The 14,765-nt window shown below is 62.7% G+C and carries 18 protein-coding genes; 9 read left to right on the top strand and 9 right to left on the bottom strand.

Translation table 11 applies throughout. The features are described 5' to 3' along the window. Positions 1 to 1,212: an MFS transporter gene (locus ACESMT_RS00090; RefSeq protein WP_372824044.1), complete on the top strand. Its 1,212-nt coding sequence runs from the start codon at positions 1 to 3 to the stop codon at positions 1,210 to 1,212. A 171-nt stretch (positions 1,213 to 1,383) separates the two neighbouring features. Here the strand turns inward: ACESMT_RS00090 and ACESMT_RS00085 are convergent, their stop codons facing one another. Next, positions 1,384 to 2,265 carry a DMT family transporter gene (locus ACESMT_RS00085; RefSeq protein ID WP_372824042.1) on the bottom strand — a complete coding sequence of 294 codons (882 nt, stop codon included), beginning with the start codon at positions 2,263 to 2,265 and terminating at the stop codon, positions 1,384 to 1,386. Between the two features lie 188 nt (positions 2,266 to 2,453). Here ACESMT_RS00085 and pcaB point away from each other — a divergent pair, with 188 nt between their 5' ends. The 6 genes from pcaB to ACESMT_RS00055 all read left to right on the top strand — a co-directional run bounded on the left by pcaB (position 2,454) and on the right by ACESMT_RS00055 (position 6,619). Beyond that, positions 2,454 to 3,662: a 3-carboxy-cis,cis-muconate cycloisomerase gene (gene pcaB / locus ACESMT_RS00080; RefSeq protein ID WP_372824040.1), complete on the top strand. Its 1,209-nt coding sequence runs from the start codon at positions 2,454 to 2,456 to the stop codon at positions 3,660 to 3,662. Positions 3,663 to 3,702: 40 nt separating this feature from the next. Continuing rightward, positions 3,703 to 4,116: a carboxymuconolactone decarboxylase family protein gene (locus ACESMT_RS00075; RefSeq protein WP_372824038.1), complete on the top strand. Its 414-nt coding sequence runs from the start codon at positions 3,703 to 3,705 to the stop codon at positions 4,114 to 4,116. Further along, positions 4,113 to 4,904: an alpha/beta fold hydrolase gene (locus tag ACESMT_RS00070; RefSeq protein WP_372824036.1), complete on the top strand. Its 792-nt coding sequence runs from the start codon at positions 4,113 to 4,115 to the stop codon at positions 4,902 to 4,904. The genes ACESMT_RS00075 and ACESMT_RS00070 overlap by 4 nt, the downstream gene beginning before the upstream one ends. Before the next feature lie 30 nt (positions 4,905 to 4,934). Further along, the gene (gene aroQ / locus ACESMT_RS00065; RefSeq protein ID WP_372824034.1) at positions 4,935 to 5,381 is read left to right on the top strand and encodes a type II 3-dehydroquinate dehydratase; all 447 of its coding nucleotides are present in this window, start codon (positions 4,935 to 4,937) and stop codon (positions 5,379 to 5,381) included. 20 nt (positions 5,382 to 5,401) lie between these two features. Beyond that, the gene (gene arfB, locus ACESMT_RS00060; RefSeq protein WP_372824032.1) at positions 5,402 to 5,812 is read left to right on the top strand and encodes an alternative ribosome rescue aminoacyl-tRNA hydrolase ArfB; all 411 of its coding nucleotides are present in this window, start codon (positions 5,402 to 5,404) and stop codon (positions 5,810 to 5,812) included. A 126-nt stretch (positions 5,813 to 5,938) separates the two neighbouring features. After that, complete coding sequence (locus ACESMT_RS00055; protein WP_372824030.1) at positions 5,939 to 6,619, top strand: alpha/beta hydrolase; 681 nt, start codon at positions 5,939 to 5,941, stop codon at positions 6,617 to 6,619. Between the two features lie 165 nt (positions 6,620 to 6,784). Here ACESMT_RS00055 and ACESMT_RS00050 read toward each other — a convergent pair whose 3' ends face one another. The 7 genes from ACESMT_RS00050 to ACESMT_RS00020 all read right to left on the bottom strand — a co-directional run bounded on the left by ACESMT_RS00050 (position 6,785) and on the right by ACESMT_RS00020 (position 12,264). Further along, a complete protein-coding gene (locus ACESMT_RS00050; RefSeq protein ID WP_372824028.1) occupies positions 6,785 to 7,069 on the bottom strand; it encodes a BrnA antitoxin family protein in 285 nt (94 codons plus the stop codon). Then, positions 7,044 to 7,211, bottom strand: coding sequence for a hypothetical protein (locus ACESMT_RS00045; RefSeq protein ID WP_372824026.1), 168 nt, complete (start codon positions 7,209 to 7,211; stop codon positions 7,044 to 7,046). The genes ACESMT_RS00050 and ACESMT_RS00045 overlap by 26 nt, the downstream gene beginning before the upstream one ends. Before the next feature lie 27 nt (positions 7,212 to 7,238). After that, a complete protein-coding gene (locus ACESMT_RS00040; protein ID WP_372824024.1) occupies positions 7,239 to 7,919 on the bottom strand; it encodes an SDR family oxidoreductase in 681 nt (226 codons plus the stop codon). Positions 7,920 to 8,038: 119 nt separating this feature from the next. Beyond that, positions 8,039 to 8,848: a GIY-YIG nuclease family protein gene (locus ACESMT_RS00035; RefSeq protein ID WP_372824022.1), complete on the bottom strand. Its 810-nt coding sequence runs from the start codon at positions 8,846 to 8,848 to the stop codon at positions 8,039 to 8,041. A 254-nt stretch (positions 8,849 to 9,102) separates the two neighbouring features. Next, positions 9,103 to 9,267, bottom strand: coding sequence for a hypothetical protein (locus ACESMT_RS00030; RefSeq protein WP_372824020.1), 165 nt, complete (start codon positions 9,265 to 9,267; stop codon positions 9,103 to 9,105). 651 nt (positions 9,268 to 9,918) lie between these two features. Then, positions 9,919 to 10,674, bottom strand: a complete 756-nt coding sequence (locus tag ACESMT_RS00025) for a sulfite exporter TauE/SafE family protein (RefSeq protein WP_372824018.1) — start codon at positions 10,672 to 10,674, stop codon at positions 9,919 to 9,921. 9 nt (positions 10,675 to 10,683) lie between these two features. After that, positions 10,684 to 12,264, bottom strand: coding sequence for an AMP-binding protein (locus ACESMT_RS00020; RefSeq protein WP_372824016.1), 1,581 nt, complete (start codon positions 12,262 to 12,264; stop codon positions 10,684 to 10,686). A 210-nt stretch (positions 12,265 to 12,474) separates the two neighbouring features. On the opposite strand from ACESMT_RS00020, the gene ACESMT_RS00015 reads away from it, so the two are divergent. Next, positions 12,475 to 13,236, top strand: a complete 762-nt coding sequence (locus ACESMT_RS00015) for an AzlC family ABC transporter permease (protein ID WP_372824014.1) — start codon at positions 12,475 to 12,477, stop codon at positions 13,234 to 13,236. Next, complete coding sequence (locus ACESMT_RS00010) at positions 13,233 to 13,574, top strand: AzlD domain-containing protein (RefSeq protein ID WP_372824012.1); 342 nt, start codon at positions 13,233 to 13,235, stop codon at positions 13,572 to 13,574. Before ACESMT_RS00015 ends, ACESMT_RS00010 begins: the two co-directional genes overlap by 4 nt. 7 nt (positions 13,575 to 13,581) lie before the next feature. Here the strand turns inward: ACESMT_RS00010 and ACESMT_RS00005 are convergent, their stop codons facing one another. Next, positions 13,582 to 14,433: a mechanosensitive ion channel family protein gene (locus tag ACESMT_RS00005; protein WP_372824010.1), complete on the bottom strand. Its 852-nt coding sequence runs from the start codon at positions 14,431 to 14,433 to the stop codon at positions 13,582 to 13,584. Between the last annotated feature and the right edge of the window lie 332 nt (positions 14,434 to 14,765).

Here is a 14,765-nt window from a genome sequence, read left to right as displayed (position 1 = left end):
ATGTCTGAGGCTGCGTCGGCGGTCTCGCGTCGCCAGCTGGTTCCGTTTGCAGCGCTGTCGGCCAGCTACTTTGCCCACATCGGGTTTTTTAATCCCTACTTGCCGCTCTGGCTCAAGGAGCTGGGCTTCAGCATCCTGGCGATCAGTCTGCTCGTCTCGGTGCAGGCCGCGACGCGGCTGTTTGCCCCCTACGGCTGGGGCGCGCTGAGCGACCACACGGGTGAACGCGTCAAGCTGCTGCGTTATGGCGCGACGGTGGCGCTGCTGGCCTCGCTCGGGCTGGGGATGGACTTCGGCTCGCCCTACGGCATCTGGTGGCTGACGGCGGTGCTGCTGGTGATGTTCACGCACACCAGCGCCATGATGCCGATGAGCGAAGCCGCGATGGCGCATTTGATCAGCCAGGGCGGCGCCTTCGATGCGCGGCGCTACGGCCGGGTGCGGCTGTGGGGGTCGCTGGGTTTCCTGGTCACGGTGTTTGCCGCCGGTGCCTGGTTCGAGTTTTTTGGAATGAAACATTTCCCGGGCTGGACTTTTGTGTCGCTGCTGGCCGTGGCCGTCAGCGTCTGGTGCCTGCCGGACCTGAAAGAGTCGGTCCCCGCCCACGAAGAAAAGGTGCCGGTGCTGCCGGTGCTGCGCCAGCGCGCGGTGCAGTGGTTTTTTGCGGCGGCGTTTTTTCATGTGCTGGCGCACATCGGCATTTACGTGTTCTTCTCGCTCTACCTGGACAGCATCGGCTACAGCAAGGCCATGATCGGCATTCTGTGGGCGGTGTCGGTGGTGGTCGAGATCGGCTGGTTTTACACCCAGGGCCGATGGCTGCCCAAGCTCAGCCTCACGGGCTGGCTGGTGCTGTGCGCCGCAGCCATGACCTTGCGCATGGGGCTGACGGCCACTTTTGCAGGCGTGCTGGCGGTGCTGGTGTTTGCCCAGATGCTGCACGCGCTGACCTTTGCCACCCACCACACGGTTTGCATCGCGCTGCTTTCGCATCACTTTCCCGGCCGGTTGCGCGGGCGCGGCCAGGCGCTGTACGTGGTGCTGGCTTATGGGCTGGCTGGTGTGCTGGGCGGCCTGGCTGGCGGCTTGCTCAGCTCGGTCTTCGGGCTGGTGAGTGTGTACTGGGCGTGTGCGGCGGCGGGCGCGTTGGCCACCTTTTGCGCGTGGCGGGCGTGGCGTCTGCAGCGCCGGCTGGACGCCGCCATCGCCTGAGTTTCAAGCACTTCATGCCTGTAGCCCTTGACTGGCGTGCATTCACAGCTCTTGATTTGATAGCAAATGAAAGTGGTCACCCCGGACGCGTGCCGGGATCCATGTCGCATCTGCCACCACCGCAAGGCCACGAGGCATGGATGGCGGGTCAGGCCCGCAATGACAGACGAGTTAGCCGCGATCTGCCTGCCTGAACGGGTTGAAGCCGGTGATCAGCGCGGTGGCCGCCAGCACCAGCACACAGCCCGGCGCCATGCCCCAGGTCACAGGTTCGCCCAGAAAAATACCACCCCAGGCCACACCGAACAACGGGATCATGAAGGCCGCCGACGTAGCGGCGCTGGCCGGGATCTCGCGCATCAAACGCATGCTGATCCAGTACATCAAGCCGGACGTAAACAGCCCCAGCACCGCCACGGATATCAAGGCCCCGGTGCTGAAGTGGGCCGACGGAACGCCAGCGCCTGCCGGGATGAGCAGGATGAGTGTGGCTGCCACGTGCACCACCGCCGAGGCAGGCAGGGCGTCGTGTTTCAGCGTGGCGCGTTTCATCAGGATGGCGCCAACGCCGTAACCGGCTGCGGCGCCGGTGCAGGCCAATGCGGCCAGCAGTACCGGCGTGGTGACGGCCACCGGGCCGAGCTGCACCAGCAGCGCCACGCCGGCAAACCCCACCGCGCAGCCCAGCAGGCGGCGGCCGCTGAGGCGTTCTTCGCCCATGGCGGCGGCGCCCAGCACGCCGAACAACGGCGCGGTGGCGTTGAGCACCGCCGAATAGCCAGCCGGGATCACCAGCGCCGCCCAGCTGAACAGCACAAAAGGCGCAACCACAGTGAGCAGACTCAGCACGGCCAGCTTCGGCCAGGCCTCGCGTGCCGGCCATTTCTGGCGCAGCCCCTTCATCAGCAGGGCCAGCACCGCAGCGGCCAGCACGCAGCGCAGCCCGGCCAGCAGCAACGGCCCCAGCGCGGGGCTGGCAATGCGCAGCAGCGGGAACGAGCCGCCCCACAGCGCGGACAGGGCAATCAGTTGCAGGAAGTGACGGGTTTGCATGGGGTGCCAAGATTGTGCGTGATTCGGCCCGGCTTCGCTGTCCGCAAGGTTAAAGGTCAAATCAGCCTCCAGCCCTTTTGGGACAAGCGCAAGCAGCTATCAAAAACGTAGCGCGGTGCGTGCACCGTGCAGCGCCCGCTTGGCCCATAAAATGGCCAGTTCACCCATTCACGGAAAGCGTGCACCGCATGAGCAGCATTTTTGAAGGCTTTCTGTCCACGCCCGAGGCTCTGGAAGCTTTCGGCGAGCGCAGCTTTCTGCAGGCCATGCTGGACGTCGAGGCCGCACTGGCCCGCGCGCAGGCCCGGGCCGGCCTGATCCCGGAGGCCGCAGCCACGGCCATCGCGGCGGCCTGCAAGGTGGAGCTGTTCGACACTGCAGCCATCGTGCGTGACAGCGCAGTGGCCGGCACGCTGGCCGTTCCGCTGGTTCAAAGCCTGAAGGAAACCGTCGCCCGCTCCAGCAAGGAGGCCGCCGGTTTTGTCCATCTCGGCGCGACCTCCCAGGACGTGATCGACACCGCGCTGGTGCTGGTAACGCGCCGCGTTCTGCGGCTGATTGAAGCCAATGTGTACAAGGCGGCCACGGCACTGCTGGCGCTGGCGCAGCAACACGCCGGCGCCCCGGTGCTGGCCCGCACGCTGATGCAGCCGGCGTCTGTCACCAGTTTCGGGCTGAAATGCGCCGGCTGGGCCGCGCCGCTGGTGCGCAGCCTGCAGCGCATCGATGTGGCCTCTGGCCGTGCGCTGCGCCTGCAACTGGGCGGCGCTGTCGGCACGCTGGCGCAGATGAAGGGCAAGGGGCCGGAAGTGGTTGGCCTCATGGCGGCGGCGCTGGCGCTGCAGGCGCCCGACGCCGCCTGGCACACCCAGCGCGACGAATGGCTGGCGCTCGGTTGCGAGCTGGGCCTGCTGGCGGGCAGCCTGGGCAAGGTCGCCAAAGACATCGCCCTGATGGGCCAGTACGAAGTCGGCGAGGTGGCCGAGCCCTCCGGCGCAGGTCGTGGCGGCTCGTCCGCGATGCCGCACAAGCGCAACCCCGTCGCGTGTATGGTGGCGCTGGCCGCCGCGCAGCGTGCGCCGCAGCGCGTGGCGGCCCTGCTGGCCGCCATGCCGCAAGAGCACGAACGCGCGCTGGGCAACTGGCAGGCCGAACTGGCCGAGTGGCCGGGCCTGCTGGCCGCCGTACATGGATCGGCCCATGCGATGGCCGAGGCGCTGGCGGGACTGCAGGTCAACACACCGCGCATGCGCGCCAACATCGACACCCTGCGGGCTGAGCTGCCGGCGGACGCTGCGGACGAATGGTTCAGCATGGCGCTGGCCGCGCAGGCCGGTGAACTCGCGCAGGCACAAATCAACAACCAGTTGGCGGCGCTGGGCGCGTTAAAGCGTTGAAAGCCCGAAAACCACCGGCACATCGACAAGAAGGACAAACATGAGCACAAGCGATCACGACAAGGGCATGGTCAACCGCCGCCGGGTACTGGGTGACGCGTGGGTGGACAAATCACAAGCCAGCAGCAACGAGTTCAACGGCGAGTTCCAGGACCTGATCACGCGTTATGCGTGGAACGACATCTGGGGCCGCCCGGCCCTTGGCGACAAGACGCGCCGCCTGATGGTGCTGTCGACCCTGATCGCGCTGAAGGCGTATGAAGAATTTGCGATGCATGTGCGCGCCGGCCTGGACGGCCCGCCCGAGTCGCGCTTGAGCCCCGAAGACATCAAGGAAGTGATCTTGCAGGCTGCGATTTATTGCGGCGTGCCGGCCGCCAACCACGCGTTTTCGGTGGCCGGCGAGATCCTGCGTGAAAAAGGCCTGCTGGCCGCACCAGGGCTAAAAGCATGAGCCAGACCGTCTTGAACTGGACCCGGCAAGGGCAGGGGCCTGTGGTGGTGCTCAGCCACGCACTCGGCTGCGACTTCGGCATGTGGGACGGCGTGGCGGCCTTGCTGGCCAACCACTCCACCGTGCTGCGTTACGACCACCGCGGCCACGGCCAGTCCGAAGCGCCTGCGGGGCCCTACACCATCGAGATGTTTGCCGACGATGCCGCCGAGCTGATCCGCGCGCAATCAAAGGGCCCGGTGCATTTTGTCGGCCTGAGCCTGGGCGGCATGACGGCGCAGGCGCTGGCTGTGCGGCACCCGGCGCTGGTGCAAAGCATCACCATCGCCAACGCGGCCGCCTGGTACGACGACGCGGCCCGCGTCATGTGGCAGGCCCGCGTTGATACCGTGCTGGCCAAAGGCGTGGCCGCCATTGCCGACGGCGCCATGCAGCGCTGGTTCACGCCGGGCTTTCGGGCGGACGAAGCCGGCGGCGGCGCCAAAGAAGTTGCCACGCTGCGCGCGCGGCTGGAGCAGTGTGATGCCGCAGCTTATGCCGCCAGTTGCGGCGCTGTGGCGGCCATCGACTTTCGCAGCAGCAACAGCCGCATCGCCTGCCCCGCGCTGGTCATAGGCGGCACGCTGGACGAAGCCACGCCTGTCGCGATGTCGCAGGCGATCGCCAACAGCATCACCGGCGCACAACTGCGCACGATTGACGCGGCGCACCTGAGCGCGGTCGAGCAACCCGAGGCCTTTGTGCGCCTGCTGCAGCCATTTCTCGATGGCACCAAGCAGGCCGGATAATGGCAGCCCGTCCACCAAAAGCCTGAGCCCATGAAAACAGTTCTCGTCCTCAACGGTCCCAACCTCAACCTGCTGGGCACGCGTGAGCCCGCCGTGTACGGCTCGCAAACGCTGGCCGACGTCGAGGCGCTGTGCACCCAGGCCTGCGCGACGCATGGTTTCAAGCTCGACTTTCGCCAGAGCAACCACGAGGGCGTGCTGGTCGACGCCATCCAGGAGGCAGGGCGCGCCCAAGCCGCCGGCACGCTGGCCGGCGTGGTGCTCAACGCGGGCGCCTACACCCACACCAGCGTCGCGCTGCATGACGCCATCAAGGGTGCGGGCGTGACGCTGATCGAGCTGCACATCAGCAACGTGCATGCGCGTGAGGCTTTTCGCCACCACTCCTACATCTCGCCGGTGGCCAGAGCTGTGATGGCAGGCTTTGGCGTCAAGGGTTATGCGCTGGCCATTGACGCGCTGGCCGGCATGGCCTGACCCGGCACCCCGGCCCAACCATGGCCACCTTGCCCAAGTTTCCCGTAGACGAGCGCGAGGTCGAGTTCAGCGCTATCCGGGCGCAGGGCGCGGGCGGGCAAAACGTCAACAAGGTGTCCAGCGCGATTCACCTGCGCTTCGACATCATGGCCTCGTCGCTGCCCGAGGAAATTCGCGAGCGCTTGCTGTGCCTGAGCGACAGCCGCATCACGCAGGAGGGCGTTTTTGTATTGAAAGCGCAGCAACACCGCACGCAGGAGATGAACCGTGCCGATGCGCTGGCGCGTCTGCAGCAGGTGATTGATGGTGTGTCGGTGCCGCAGAAAGCACGGCGCGCCACCAAACCGACCTATGGCTCCAAGCAGCGGCGGCTGGCGGGCAAAAGTCAGCGCTCGGAGATCAAGAGTTCGCGCGGAAAAGTCAGCGAATAAGCCGTTTCAGCCGAAGTTCATGATGTTTTAGGGCTCCAGCCCTTATGGAACGGGCGTAATTAGCTATCAAAAGCATAGCGGTTGCCTGTGCCGATAATGAAGGCTTCGTGACCGGAGCCCTTTGCTATGCCTGACCTTCCCCTTTCCTTTCTGCACCGCCCCGCCGACCCGTCCGTCGCCGCACCCTGGTTGCTGGTGCTGATGCACGGCGTCGGCAGCAACGAGCAGGACCTGTTCGGCCTGGCGTCCTATGTGCCCAAAAACTTTCACGTCATCAGCCTGCGCGCGCCGTACGCCATGGGGCCATCGGCCTACGGCTGGTTCGCCTTTAGCGTTGATGCGCAGGGCGAACGCAGCATCAACGAAGCCCAGGAAGCCGCCAGCCGAAAAGTCGTGGCAGAAACACTGGCCGCAGCGGCCGAGCAGCTGGGCATCCCGTCCGAACGCGTGGTGGTCGGCGGCTTCAGCCAGGGCGGCATCATGTCGCTGTCGCTGCTGCTCACGCAACCCAAGCTGATGCACGCCGCGATGGTGATGCACAGCCGGCTGTTGCAACAGGTGCTGCCCTTGGTGGCGCCGGCCGAGGAACTGCAAGGCAAACAACTCTGGCTCAGCCACGGCACCCACGACCAGGTGATTCCGCTGACCGCCGCGCATGTCATCCGGGACCTGGTGACGACGCTACCGATTGAATTGACCTACGCCGAGTACCCGAGCCAGCACGAGATCATTGAGCGGGAGTTGGCAGAGGCGATGGGGTGGTTGCAGGGGTTGAGCGCAAAGCTCGATGGCGGTTCAACCCTCTGAGCCCTCGCTTGTCATCCCGGACCCCGGATCAGGTCCGGGGCAGGCCCGATCCGGGAACCATGCAACTTGAGTCACTGGCGCATGAAGATGGACCCCGTGGGCATGCCGGAGGATGTGCCCCTGTCGCCCGGGCTTCAAGGTCGGACCCGCTGGCGAAAAACCGAATCATGCGTTGTGTTGTACCCAGCTTTTCAAGGCATCGTTGATGCGGGTTTGCCAGCCAGCCCCGGACGCTTTGAATTTCTCCACCACCTCCTCATCAATGCGCAAAGTCACTTGCACTTTTGTGCCGCTACCCGTTGGGCGGCCACGTCGCAATTGCTTGAATTCAGCAGCCGCTAGTTCGTAGGTGTCAGGGTCCTGGGCGATACCGGCATTGATTGCGGCATCTTCTACGGGCGTTGGCATTGACAGCACGCGCCCGCTACGGGTTTTGATTGATGGTTTCATAGTGGCGCGGCTCGCCGTACGCGTGGCGGGTGTCGGGCTTGCATTCCAGCGTGTCCCATTCCAGTTCATCCGCTGTCCCCAGCGACACGCCATGTTTTGCCATGTTCGCTGCATCTTTCGATGGGTCAAATGTCAGCTTCATTACTATTATTGTAGCTACGTTTATTCTTCAGCGCGTGACCCAACCGCCGCAAACCGGAAAGACCTGGCCTACGAAGCAGTTTGCTGCGCTGCTGCAGAGGTAAGCAGCAAACAATGCATCTTCTCGCGCGCCTACCAGGCGACCCAGAGGGACTTCGCGTTTTATGCGCTCCTGGAACCGTGGGTTGGCTTGAACCTCCGCCGGGAAGTAGGTCGGGTTGTCCACGAAGTTCTGGGCGATGGCATTGACCTGGATGTTCTGTGGTGCAAGTTCGACGCCCACGGCTTGTGTGTAGGCCAGCTGCGCCCCACGGGCTGCACTGTAGGTTGAAGCCCGCTTCATCCCGCGAAGCGCCGAAGCGCTGCCTATGACCAGAATCTTGCCGCCGCCCCGGCTGATCATGCCGGGCACGGCCGCCTTGATGAGTCGCGGGAGTGGGTCAACCAGCGCAGCGAAGACGCTGGTCCATTCACTTTCTTCGACCTCGGTGGCCGCTGTGCTGGGTGCGAGGATAGCGAGATTGGCGACCAGTACATCAATGGCACCGGCATCCGCGGTAACGGCATTGACGGACGCGGCGTCATGCAAGGAATGGTCACTGCGAACCACATGTGCGCCTTGCTCTTCAAAAACAGTGCAAAGTATTGGCCCCATGAACTCTGTGGCCTGGGTGATCAAGACGCGTTTTCCGATGAGTGCGTTTTGCATGGGTGCTTTCAGAGCGGAGTGAGTCGCTGATAGTTGGGCTGTGCTGTTCAACGTGTCGGTCAGCGGCACCCGCTTGCGGGTGTCCGCTGCACCGAATGGTTCGGCATCATCACACATGATCAATTGGCATTGAACCCATGCGCACGCGAAAGAAGAATCCTCTTCCAATGGTTTTCTCTCATCAGAATCTCGTCATTGCTTGCGTGTGTATCTGCTATTTCCAGCACGGAAAAACGAAAGCCTTTTGCCCAATCTGGGCCGTGCTCATCAAAAAGTGCTTTTAGTTCGACATTCCCGCCATGGCCGACCGAGTACTGGCACCACCGTTGCCAAATCCCGCCTTCGCCAGTTGCGCTGCCGACGTAGAGCTTACCCGAGGCGATATCCGAAATGAGATAGACGCCAGCGACGCTCGACAAAGCAGTACGCCAGGACTCCAGGTTCTGTTTAACGATCACTTCTAGTTCAGACTTCGCTAAGTCAACGGACTTGAAACCAGGGAATTGAACAATAGTCATTTGCTTTGGAAGGACATGCGACAGCACGATCAGGTCTTTCCAATTTTCAGCTTTCAGATATGACTGGCGACTAGGACGCTTGAAGTGTGCAACTAGGCGGCCGTTCAGCTCTGAGCACGAAGGTAGTTCTTGAAGTTGGTAGTAGTAGTCGCCGCCTTCGCGTGCTTCGCAGCCTCGAGAAAGATGGACGCCGGCAAACAGCCACTGATCCGTTTCCGGCAAGGCAATCAGGGAAACAACCAAACGGCGCTCAAAATTCCGGCGAGTCTGCCACCGTTGCCATTCGTAGAAGTCACCCGAAAGATAGACGTCCAACGGATTTTCTGTCCCGTTCCACGAGGCCAGATGCACTTTCGTCCCTTCTGGAACAACGGCCGGGTCAAGGAGATGTAGAAGATCCACTATGCGCATTTCAGTGAGACCTAACGAGGCTGTAAAAAAATGTCGGTGACTGCCTTTGCGGGCAACTTTCGGGGGTACTTGACCCCTTCCGACATCGACGATCGCGCGCTGTAGGCCATTCTATGAGATCGACTTTTCATATCATTTCCGCCCAATCAGGATAAGGAGGTTTTTTTACAGCCTCAGCGCAGGACGTAACCGGCGACCAGGGACTCGGAGCCGCAGACCTCCTTGGGCGTCCGTATTGACGGACCTGTTATGCCTCACTTCAGCTCCGCCTTTGCTCGCTGTCGCAGCTGCTGGAGCTGCTCGACAAGTCCGTCGATTGCTTCATCGACTTCCTTCTCGGTCATGAGACTGGCGCTCAGCGACGTTTCACCAGCGGATATCAAGATCTCCACGTACGGGGCGAGCGAATGCGCCTGCATCGCAGTCCTCGGTGGTGTGCGTCGTAGCATGAATCGGTTCACTTATTGCTCCCTTGTATCAGTACAAGAACCACTCCGACCAAAGCCACAAGCAGCAGTGGTGTGAGCGTTATTCCTATGCGAGCGCCAACGCCAGCGCTTTCGCCATTCTTTAGCTTCAGCTTTCCTCGTAGGTACCAGGAGCCAACGGCCGGAACAATCGGCACGAGCAACAGAGTGCTCGCTGACGTACTTCCGATAGCGACAGACGAAAGCGGGGACAGTTCGAAGCCGATGGAAACTACGGCGTATAGGACGGCAAGAACAAAGGCATGGGCCCACGACAGCGCCATACGCCCCCAGATGAACGCAAAGCCCTTCGCGCATACTGCGTACACAACCAACGCGACTACAAGGAACAAGAGAGTGCTCACGGCTGTCTTTCTGAGGCAACGCAATGTATACCGCAGGAACTGCGGTATAACTCGGCACCTGCGGATTAATCTGGACACAAAATCCAGAGCCAAGTCTTTGTTATGTAATGTTTTTTTGGTCATTGTGGTTGGGTATCAGTTCAATCAAATTGCCACCAAACACCAAACCATTCTAGGCGTCAGTTTGCCCTGTGACCATCCTTCAAATGGAGGAGATGAGTGGAAATGACCCAGCGCCTCACCCCATCCGCCGCAACAACCCCGGCACCGACGAAACCAGCAAGGCCACCCCTGTCCCCGTCAGAAGACTCAGCACCACCTTGCGAAAAGTCGCTTCGCTGATGCCGATGTACAGGCGCGCACCGAGCAGCGACGGAATCAGCATGGCCGGTGCGACGATGGCGAACCAGGGCAGGGTGGCGCTGGTGATGACGCCGGTGGCGATGTAGCTGGCAAAGGTGACCGCCAGCAGGGCAAGGTTGAAGTTCTGAATGATGGCGCGCTGGGCGTCTTTGTTCATGCCGCGCAAGGTACACCAGAGCGTGGGTAACACGCCGGTAAAACCGCCCAGTGCGCCCATCACGCCGCCGCCTGCGCCTATCAGGCCATCAGCGACACGTCCGCCGCGTGTGATGTGTGGCAACTTCGAACTGAACAGCATCGCCGGGCACCAAAAGGCCAGCAGCACACCGAGCATCGCCTTGAACATCAGCACGTCCAGCCGTGGCAGCAGCCACAGCCCGACCGGCAGGCCGAGCAGACCGCCGACGACAAACGGTGCCAATGTCTTGAGGTCAAAACCACGGCGCACGGTGACGGCGGCAATGATCTGCCCGGTCAGGGCGCCAAACACCGCCATGGCGGCTGCCAGACGCGGGTCAATCGTCCAGGCCCAGAAGGACATGGCGACCAGTCCGAAACCAAAACCCGACAGGCCCTGCACAAAACCTGCAGCGATGGCGCCGGCGATGATGACCAGTGTCTGCGGCTCCATGCGTCGGGCTCAGGGCTGCTTGGCGTCCGACTGAAAGCCGTCACGCAGCTCGCGTTTGAGGACCTTGCCAATGGCGCTGCGCGGCAACTCGTCAATCCATTGCAGATGACCGAGGCGCTGGTTCTTGCCCACCTGGCTGTTGACCCATTCCAGCAGTTGGTCTGCGGACAACGTTTGCTGCGGGTGGCGCACCACAAAGGCGGCCGGCGTCTCACCCCATTTTTCCGAGGGCACGCCCACCACCGCAGCTTCCTGCACACAGGGGTGATTGCGCAAAATAGCCTCCAGATCGCTGGGGTAGACATTGAAGCCGCCCGAGATCAACATGTCTTTTTTGCGGTCAAACAGCGTCAGAAAACCATCGGCGTCGAAGCGGCCAATATCGCCGGTGCGGATAAACCGTTTGCCCTGCGGGTCAAACCATTCGGCGTCGCGGGTCTTGTCGGGCTGGCCGTGGTAGCCCGTCATCATGCCGCCCGAATGGCCCACCACTTCACCCGACTCCCCGGCGGCTGCCTCGACGCCGTTGTCATCAATCAGGCGGATATCGTGGCCCTCTGCCGGTTGCCCGACGGTGTGCAATTTGTCAGGGTGGGCATGGGCCTCCAGAATGCAGGTGCCACCGCCTTCGGTCATGCCGTAAAACTCCACCAGGGCGCCCGGCCAGCGCTTGAGTACGTCGGCTTTGAGCGCCGCGCCGAAAGGTGCGCTGGTAGAAAACTTCACCAGAAAACTCGACAGGTCGAACCCGTCAAAGCCCGGATGCGCCATCAGCCGCTGGTATTGCACGGGCACCAGCATGGTGTGCGTGACGCGGTGGCTTTGGGCCAGTGCCAGGTAGCCCGCCACGTCGAACTTCGGCATCAAGACAACCGTGCCACCACTGCTGAGCGTGGGAAACAAAACCACCAGGGTGGTGTTGGAATACAGCGGTGTGGAGAGCAGGGTGACCGTGCTGCCGCTGTAGTGGTAGCTGGTTGCGCGGCGCACGTGGGTCCAGCGCATGCCGTGGGATTGCACGATGCCCTTGGGCTCACCGGTGGTCCCCGATGAATAGATGATGTTGAATGGCCAGTCAGGCTGCACGGCCACGGGTGCGGGGGCTTGTCTGGATTCTGGTCCGGCTTCTGCTCCAGCTTGTGCCAGCCAGCTGTCGAGCGTGCGGCCAACCGCTGTGTTGTCCATGGCGATACGCGCAGGCGCCCCGGCATCGGTGCTGGCGGGCCCCATGGCCTCGTTGCCGTGTGCGTCGGTGAACACGAGTTTTGCCTGCGCGTCCTGAAGCATGCGCTGCAGGCTGCTCGCGCCCGAGCCCGGGGCCAGCGGCGCTACCGTGACACCCGCCCGCAGGGCACCCAGGAAGACGGCGGTGTAGTCCATCGACATGCCTGCGCAGATGGCGATGGCGTCGCCGGGGCCTATGCCGTCGCGCTGCAGCGCACACGCCGTGCGATCCATCAGGGCGTCGAGCGCTGCGTAGTCCATCTGGCGCTCGCCCTGGACCAGCGCGCGCCGGGAAGGTGCCTGCTGTGCATGCGCGCGAATCAGGTCGGTGATGAGGCCGAATTCAATATCAATCAATGGGGTCATGGGGTTCTATCTGGCAAGCGGTGGCGCCTATCGTACTCAGCATCAGCACGCACACGTGTCGCGTGCTTCACAGCCTGCGGACCGGGCTCGCCTCAAGCGTTCGCCAGCGGGCGGTCGTCACATGGACGTTGTTGCCGCTATTTTGCCGTTACCATGACGCTCCGGCCAGGTGATCTGGCTCGAGGGGTGCAACGCGCTCCCTCAGAACAAATGACAAGTACAGACATCAACCCCCACCCTCCTGCAAGCCGCTTCGACAGCCGCAAAGCGGCTTTTCGTCAGGGCGTCAAGGATGCGGTTCGGGCCCCTGTGCTGGTGTTGATTGCCGGCATGCTCGGCTTTGGCGCGGCCGGCAACATCTATGGCCTGGGCCTGCCGTTTACCACCGCCACCACCTTTTTTATCTTTGCCTTGCCCGGCCAGATCGTGCTGTTTGAAATGCTGGTGTCCGGGGCTTCGCTGCTGTCGATTGGCATTGCGGTGTCGCTCACCTCCTCGCGTTTTGTGACCATGGCCGTGACGCTGTTTCCACAATTACACCGTGACGACCGCAAGCCCGGTCTGTATGCCTCGGTGCATGTGCTGGCCATGACCGCCTGGACCGTGGCCATGCGCGAATTCCCATCGATGGCGCCCGAACATCGCAGCAGCTATTTTGTCGGCTTTGGCCTGCCTTGCTGGCTGCTGTCGGTGCCGGCCACGGCCCTGGGTTATGTCATTGCGGGCGAGGTGCCGATGGCGGTCACGCTGGCTCTGGTCTGGATCAATCCGCTGTTTTTTCTGCTGACTTTCACCGAGGTCAAGCTGCCGGCCAACCGGCTCGCGATTCTGCTGGGCGGCTGTCTGGGGCCAGCGTTTTTTCTGCTCGACAGCGCAACCAGCCTGCTGGCTGCCGGTCTGGTGGGTGGCAGCCTGGCCTATGGCTGGCAGCGCTTGCGGTCGCGCCCCGGTGCTACAGAGGGCCGACCATGATCCCGAATCTGGATGGCTGGCACACCGCCGGTGCCTTGCTGCTGGCTTCGGTCGGTACCTATGTGTGCCGGGCGGGCGGCGTGCTGCTGTCCGGCCACATCAACCAAAATAGCGAAATTTTCAAATGGCTGTCGGCCGTCACCTATTCGATGATCGCGGCCCTGACGGTCCGGCTGATCGTGATGCCCACGGGCGCGCTGGCCACGGTGCCGGTGACGGTCAGGGTATTGATAGGTATCGTCAGCCTGGGCGTGATGCTGATCAAGCCTGGCGGGCGCCTGGTGCCGGCGCTGCTGACCGGAACCGGCCTGATGCTGGTCTACGGCTTGCTGCGTTGAAAAGCTGTCAGAGCCCGGGTTTGACCGGCGCGGCCTGCGGGTACAGATGCACGTCCCGCTGCGGGAAGGGGATGCTGATGCCGCCCGCTTCAAGCGCTTCCTTGCAGCGCTGTACCAGATCAAGCTTGGTGCCCCACCAGTCTGCTCTGGCCGTCCAGACACGGAAAAGGATGTTGACCGAGCTGTCGCCCAGGCTGTCGACCTTGATCAGCGGTTCCGGATCGTTGAGCACACGTGGCTCGTCGGCCGCAATTTTGCGCAGGATCGCCAGGGCGGCATTGATGTCGTCGCCGTAGCCGATGCCGTAACTCTCGTCGATGCGGCGAATGTCCTTGTCGGTCACCGACAGGTTGATGATGGTCTCGCCCCAGATTTTTGAATTCGGCAAAAAGGCGGTGGGGCCGTCCGGAAGATGGGCCTTGCAGACAAAAAAGCCCAGCGCGTCAATCAGGTACACGTCGCCGCCCAGCTTGACCGCGTCCCCGATCTTGAATGGCCTGAAGACCAGGATCATCACGCCGGCAGCCACGTTGCTGAGCGTGCCCTGCAGTGCCAGGCCGACGGCCAGGCCTGCGGCGCCCAGCAATGCGATCAGGCTGGTGGTTTCCACGCCAAAACGGTTGAGCACGGCGATCAGCGTGAAGGCCATCACCGCCAGCCGCACGACTTTTCCTGGCAGGGGGTGGAAGACGGAATCGATCTTGTCGGCCTTGCGCATGGCGCGGTCGGTCAGGCTGGACAACCAGCCGGCCACCACAAAACCAGCGATGAGTGTGACGATGGCGCCCAGGACGTTCATGCCGTAGCTCGTCAGCAGGACGACCATCAGCTCGGAGAATTTGTTGACTTGTTCATTCATGAGCGATTTATCATAGTGTCATGAAGCAGGTCATGCCCACAGTGGCGGCCATGGCCCCGCATGCCGGTGCGGTGTAGCTTGACATGACGAAATAACCGCTCAGCCCTTTATTGACGGGCATCAGTTGCTATCAAAGAGAGAGCGTCCTGCGTCCGCGTCGGTCTGCCACAAGCAGCGCGGACGGGTTCTCAGGCGTAGTCGCTGACCGGCACGCAGCTGCAGAACAGGTTGCGGTCGCCATAGACGTTGTCGACCCGGCCCACGGGCGGCCAGTACTTGACTTGCTTGAGGGTGGCCAGCGGGAAGGCAGCGGTCTCGCGTGAATACGGCCG

The sequence above is a fragment of the Polaromonas sp. genome, from assembly GCF_041689105.1.
GTDB lineage: Bacteria > Pseudomonadota > Gammaproteobacteria > Burkholderiales > Burkholderiaceae_C > Polaromonas.
This window is presented reverse-complemented; position numbering and strand designations above follow the sequence as displayed.

Coding starts and splice junctions, on each gene's coding strand:
- ACESMT_RS00040 (WP_372824024.1), bottom strand. CDS start 7,919: ATGCAAAACGCACTCATCGGAAAACGCGTCTTGATCACCCAGGCCACA.
- ACESMT_RS00045 (WP_372824026.1), bottom strand. CDS start 7,211: ATGAAGCTGACATTTGACCCATCGAAAGATGCAGCGAACATGGCAAAA.
- ACESMT_RS00070 (WP_372824036.1), top strand. CDS start 4,113: ATGAGCCAGACCGTCTTGAACTGGACCCGGCAAGGGCAGGGGCCTGTG.
- ACESMT_RS00090 (WP_372824044.1), top strand. CDS start 1: ATGTCTGAGGCTGCGTCGGCGGTCTCGCGTCGCCAGCTGGTTCCGTTT.
- ACESMT_RS00005 (WP_372824010.1), bottom strand. CDS start 14,433: ATGAATGAACAAGTCAACAAATTCTCCGAGCTGATGGTCGTCCTGCTG.
- ACESMT_RS00020 (WP_372824016.1), bottom strand. CDS start 12,264: ATGACCCCATTGATTGATATTGAATTCGGCCTCATCACCGACCTGATT.
- ACESMT_RS00030 (WP_372824020.1), bottom strand. CDS start 9,267: ATGCAGGCGCATTCGCTCGCCCCGTACGTGGAGATCTTGATATCCGCT.
- ACESMT_RS00085 (WP_372824042.1), bottom strand. CDS start 2,265: ATGCAAACCCGTCACTTCCTGCAACTGATTGCCCTGTCCGCGCTGTGG.
- ACESMT_RS00050 (WP_372824028.1), bottom strand. CDS start 7,069: ATGAAACCATCAATCAAAACCCGTAGCGGGCGCGTGCTGTCAATGCCA.
- aroQ (WP_372824034.1), top strand. CDS start 4,935: ATGAAAACAGTTCTCGTCCTCAACGGTCCCAACCTCAACCTGCTGGGC.
- ACESMT_RS00010 (WP_372824012.1), top strand. CDS start 13,233: ATGATCCCGAATCTGGATGGCTGGCACACCGCCGGTGCCTTGCTGCTG.
- ACESMT_RS00025 (WP_372824018.1), bottom strand. CDS start 10,674: ATGGAGCCGCAGACACTGGTCATCATCGCCGGCGCCATCGCTGCAGGT.
- arfB (WP_372824032.1), top strand. CDS start 5,402: ATGGCCACCTTGCCCAAGTTTCCCGTAGACGAGCGCGAGGTCGAGTTC.
- pcaB (WP_372824040.1), top strand. CDS start 2,454: ATGAGCAGCATTTTTGAAGGCTTTCTGTCCACGCCCGAGGCTCTGGAA.
- ACESMT_RS00055 (WP_372824030.1), top strand. CDS start 5,939: ATGCCTGACCTTCCCCTTTCCTTTCTGCACCGCCCCGCCGACCCGTCC.
- ACESMT_RS00035 (WP_372824022.1), bottom strand. CDS start 8,848: ATGCGCATAGTGGATCTTCTACATCTCCTTGACCCGGCCGTTGTTCCA.
- ACESMT_RS00075 (WP_372824038.1), top strand. CDS start 3,703: ATGAGCACAAGCGATCACGACAAGGGCATGGTCAACCGCCGCCGGGTA.
- ACESMT_RS00015 (WP_372824014.1), top strand. CDS start 12,475: ATGACAAGTACAGACATCAACCCCCACCCTCCTGCAAGCCGCTTCGAC.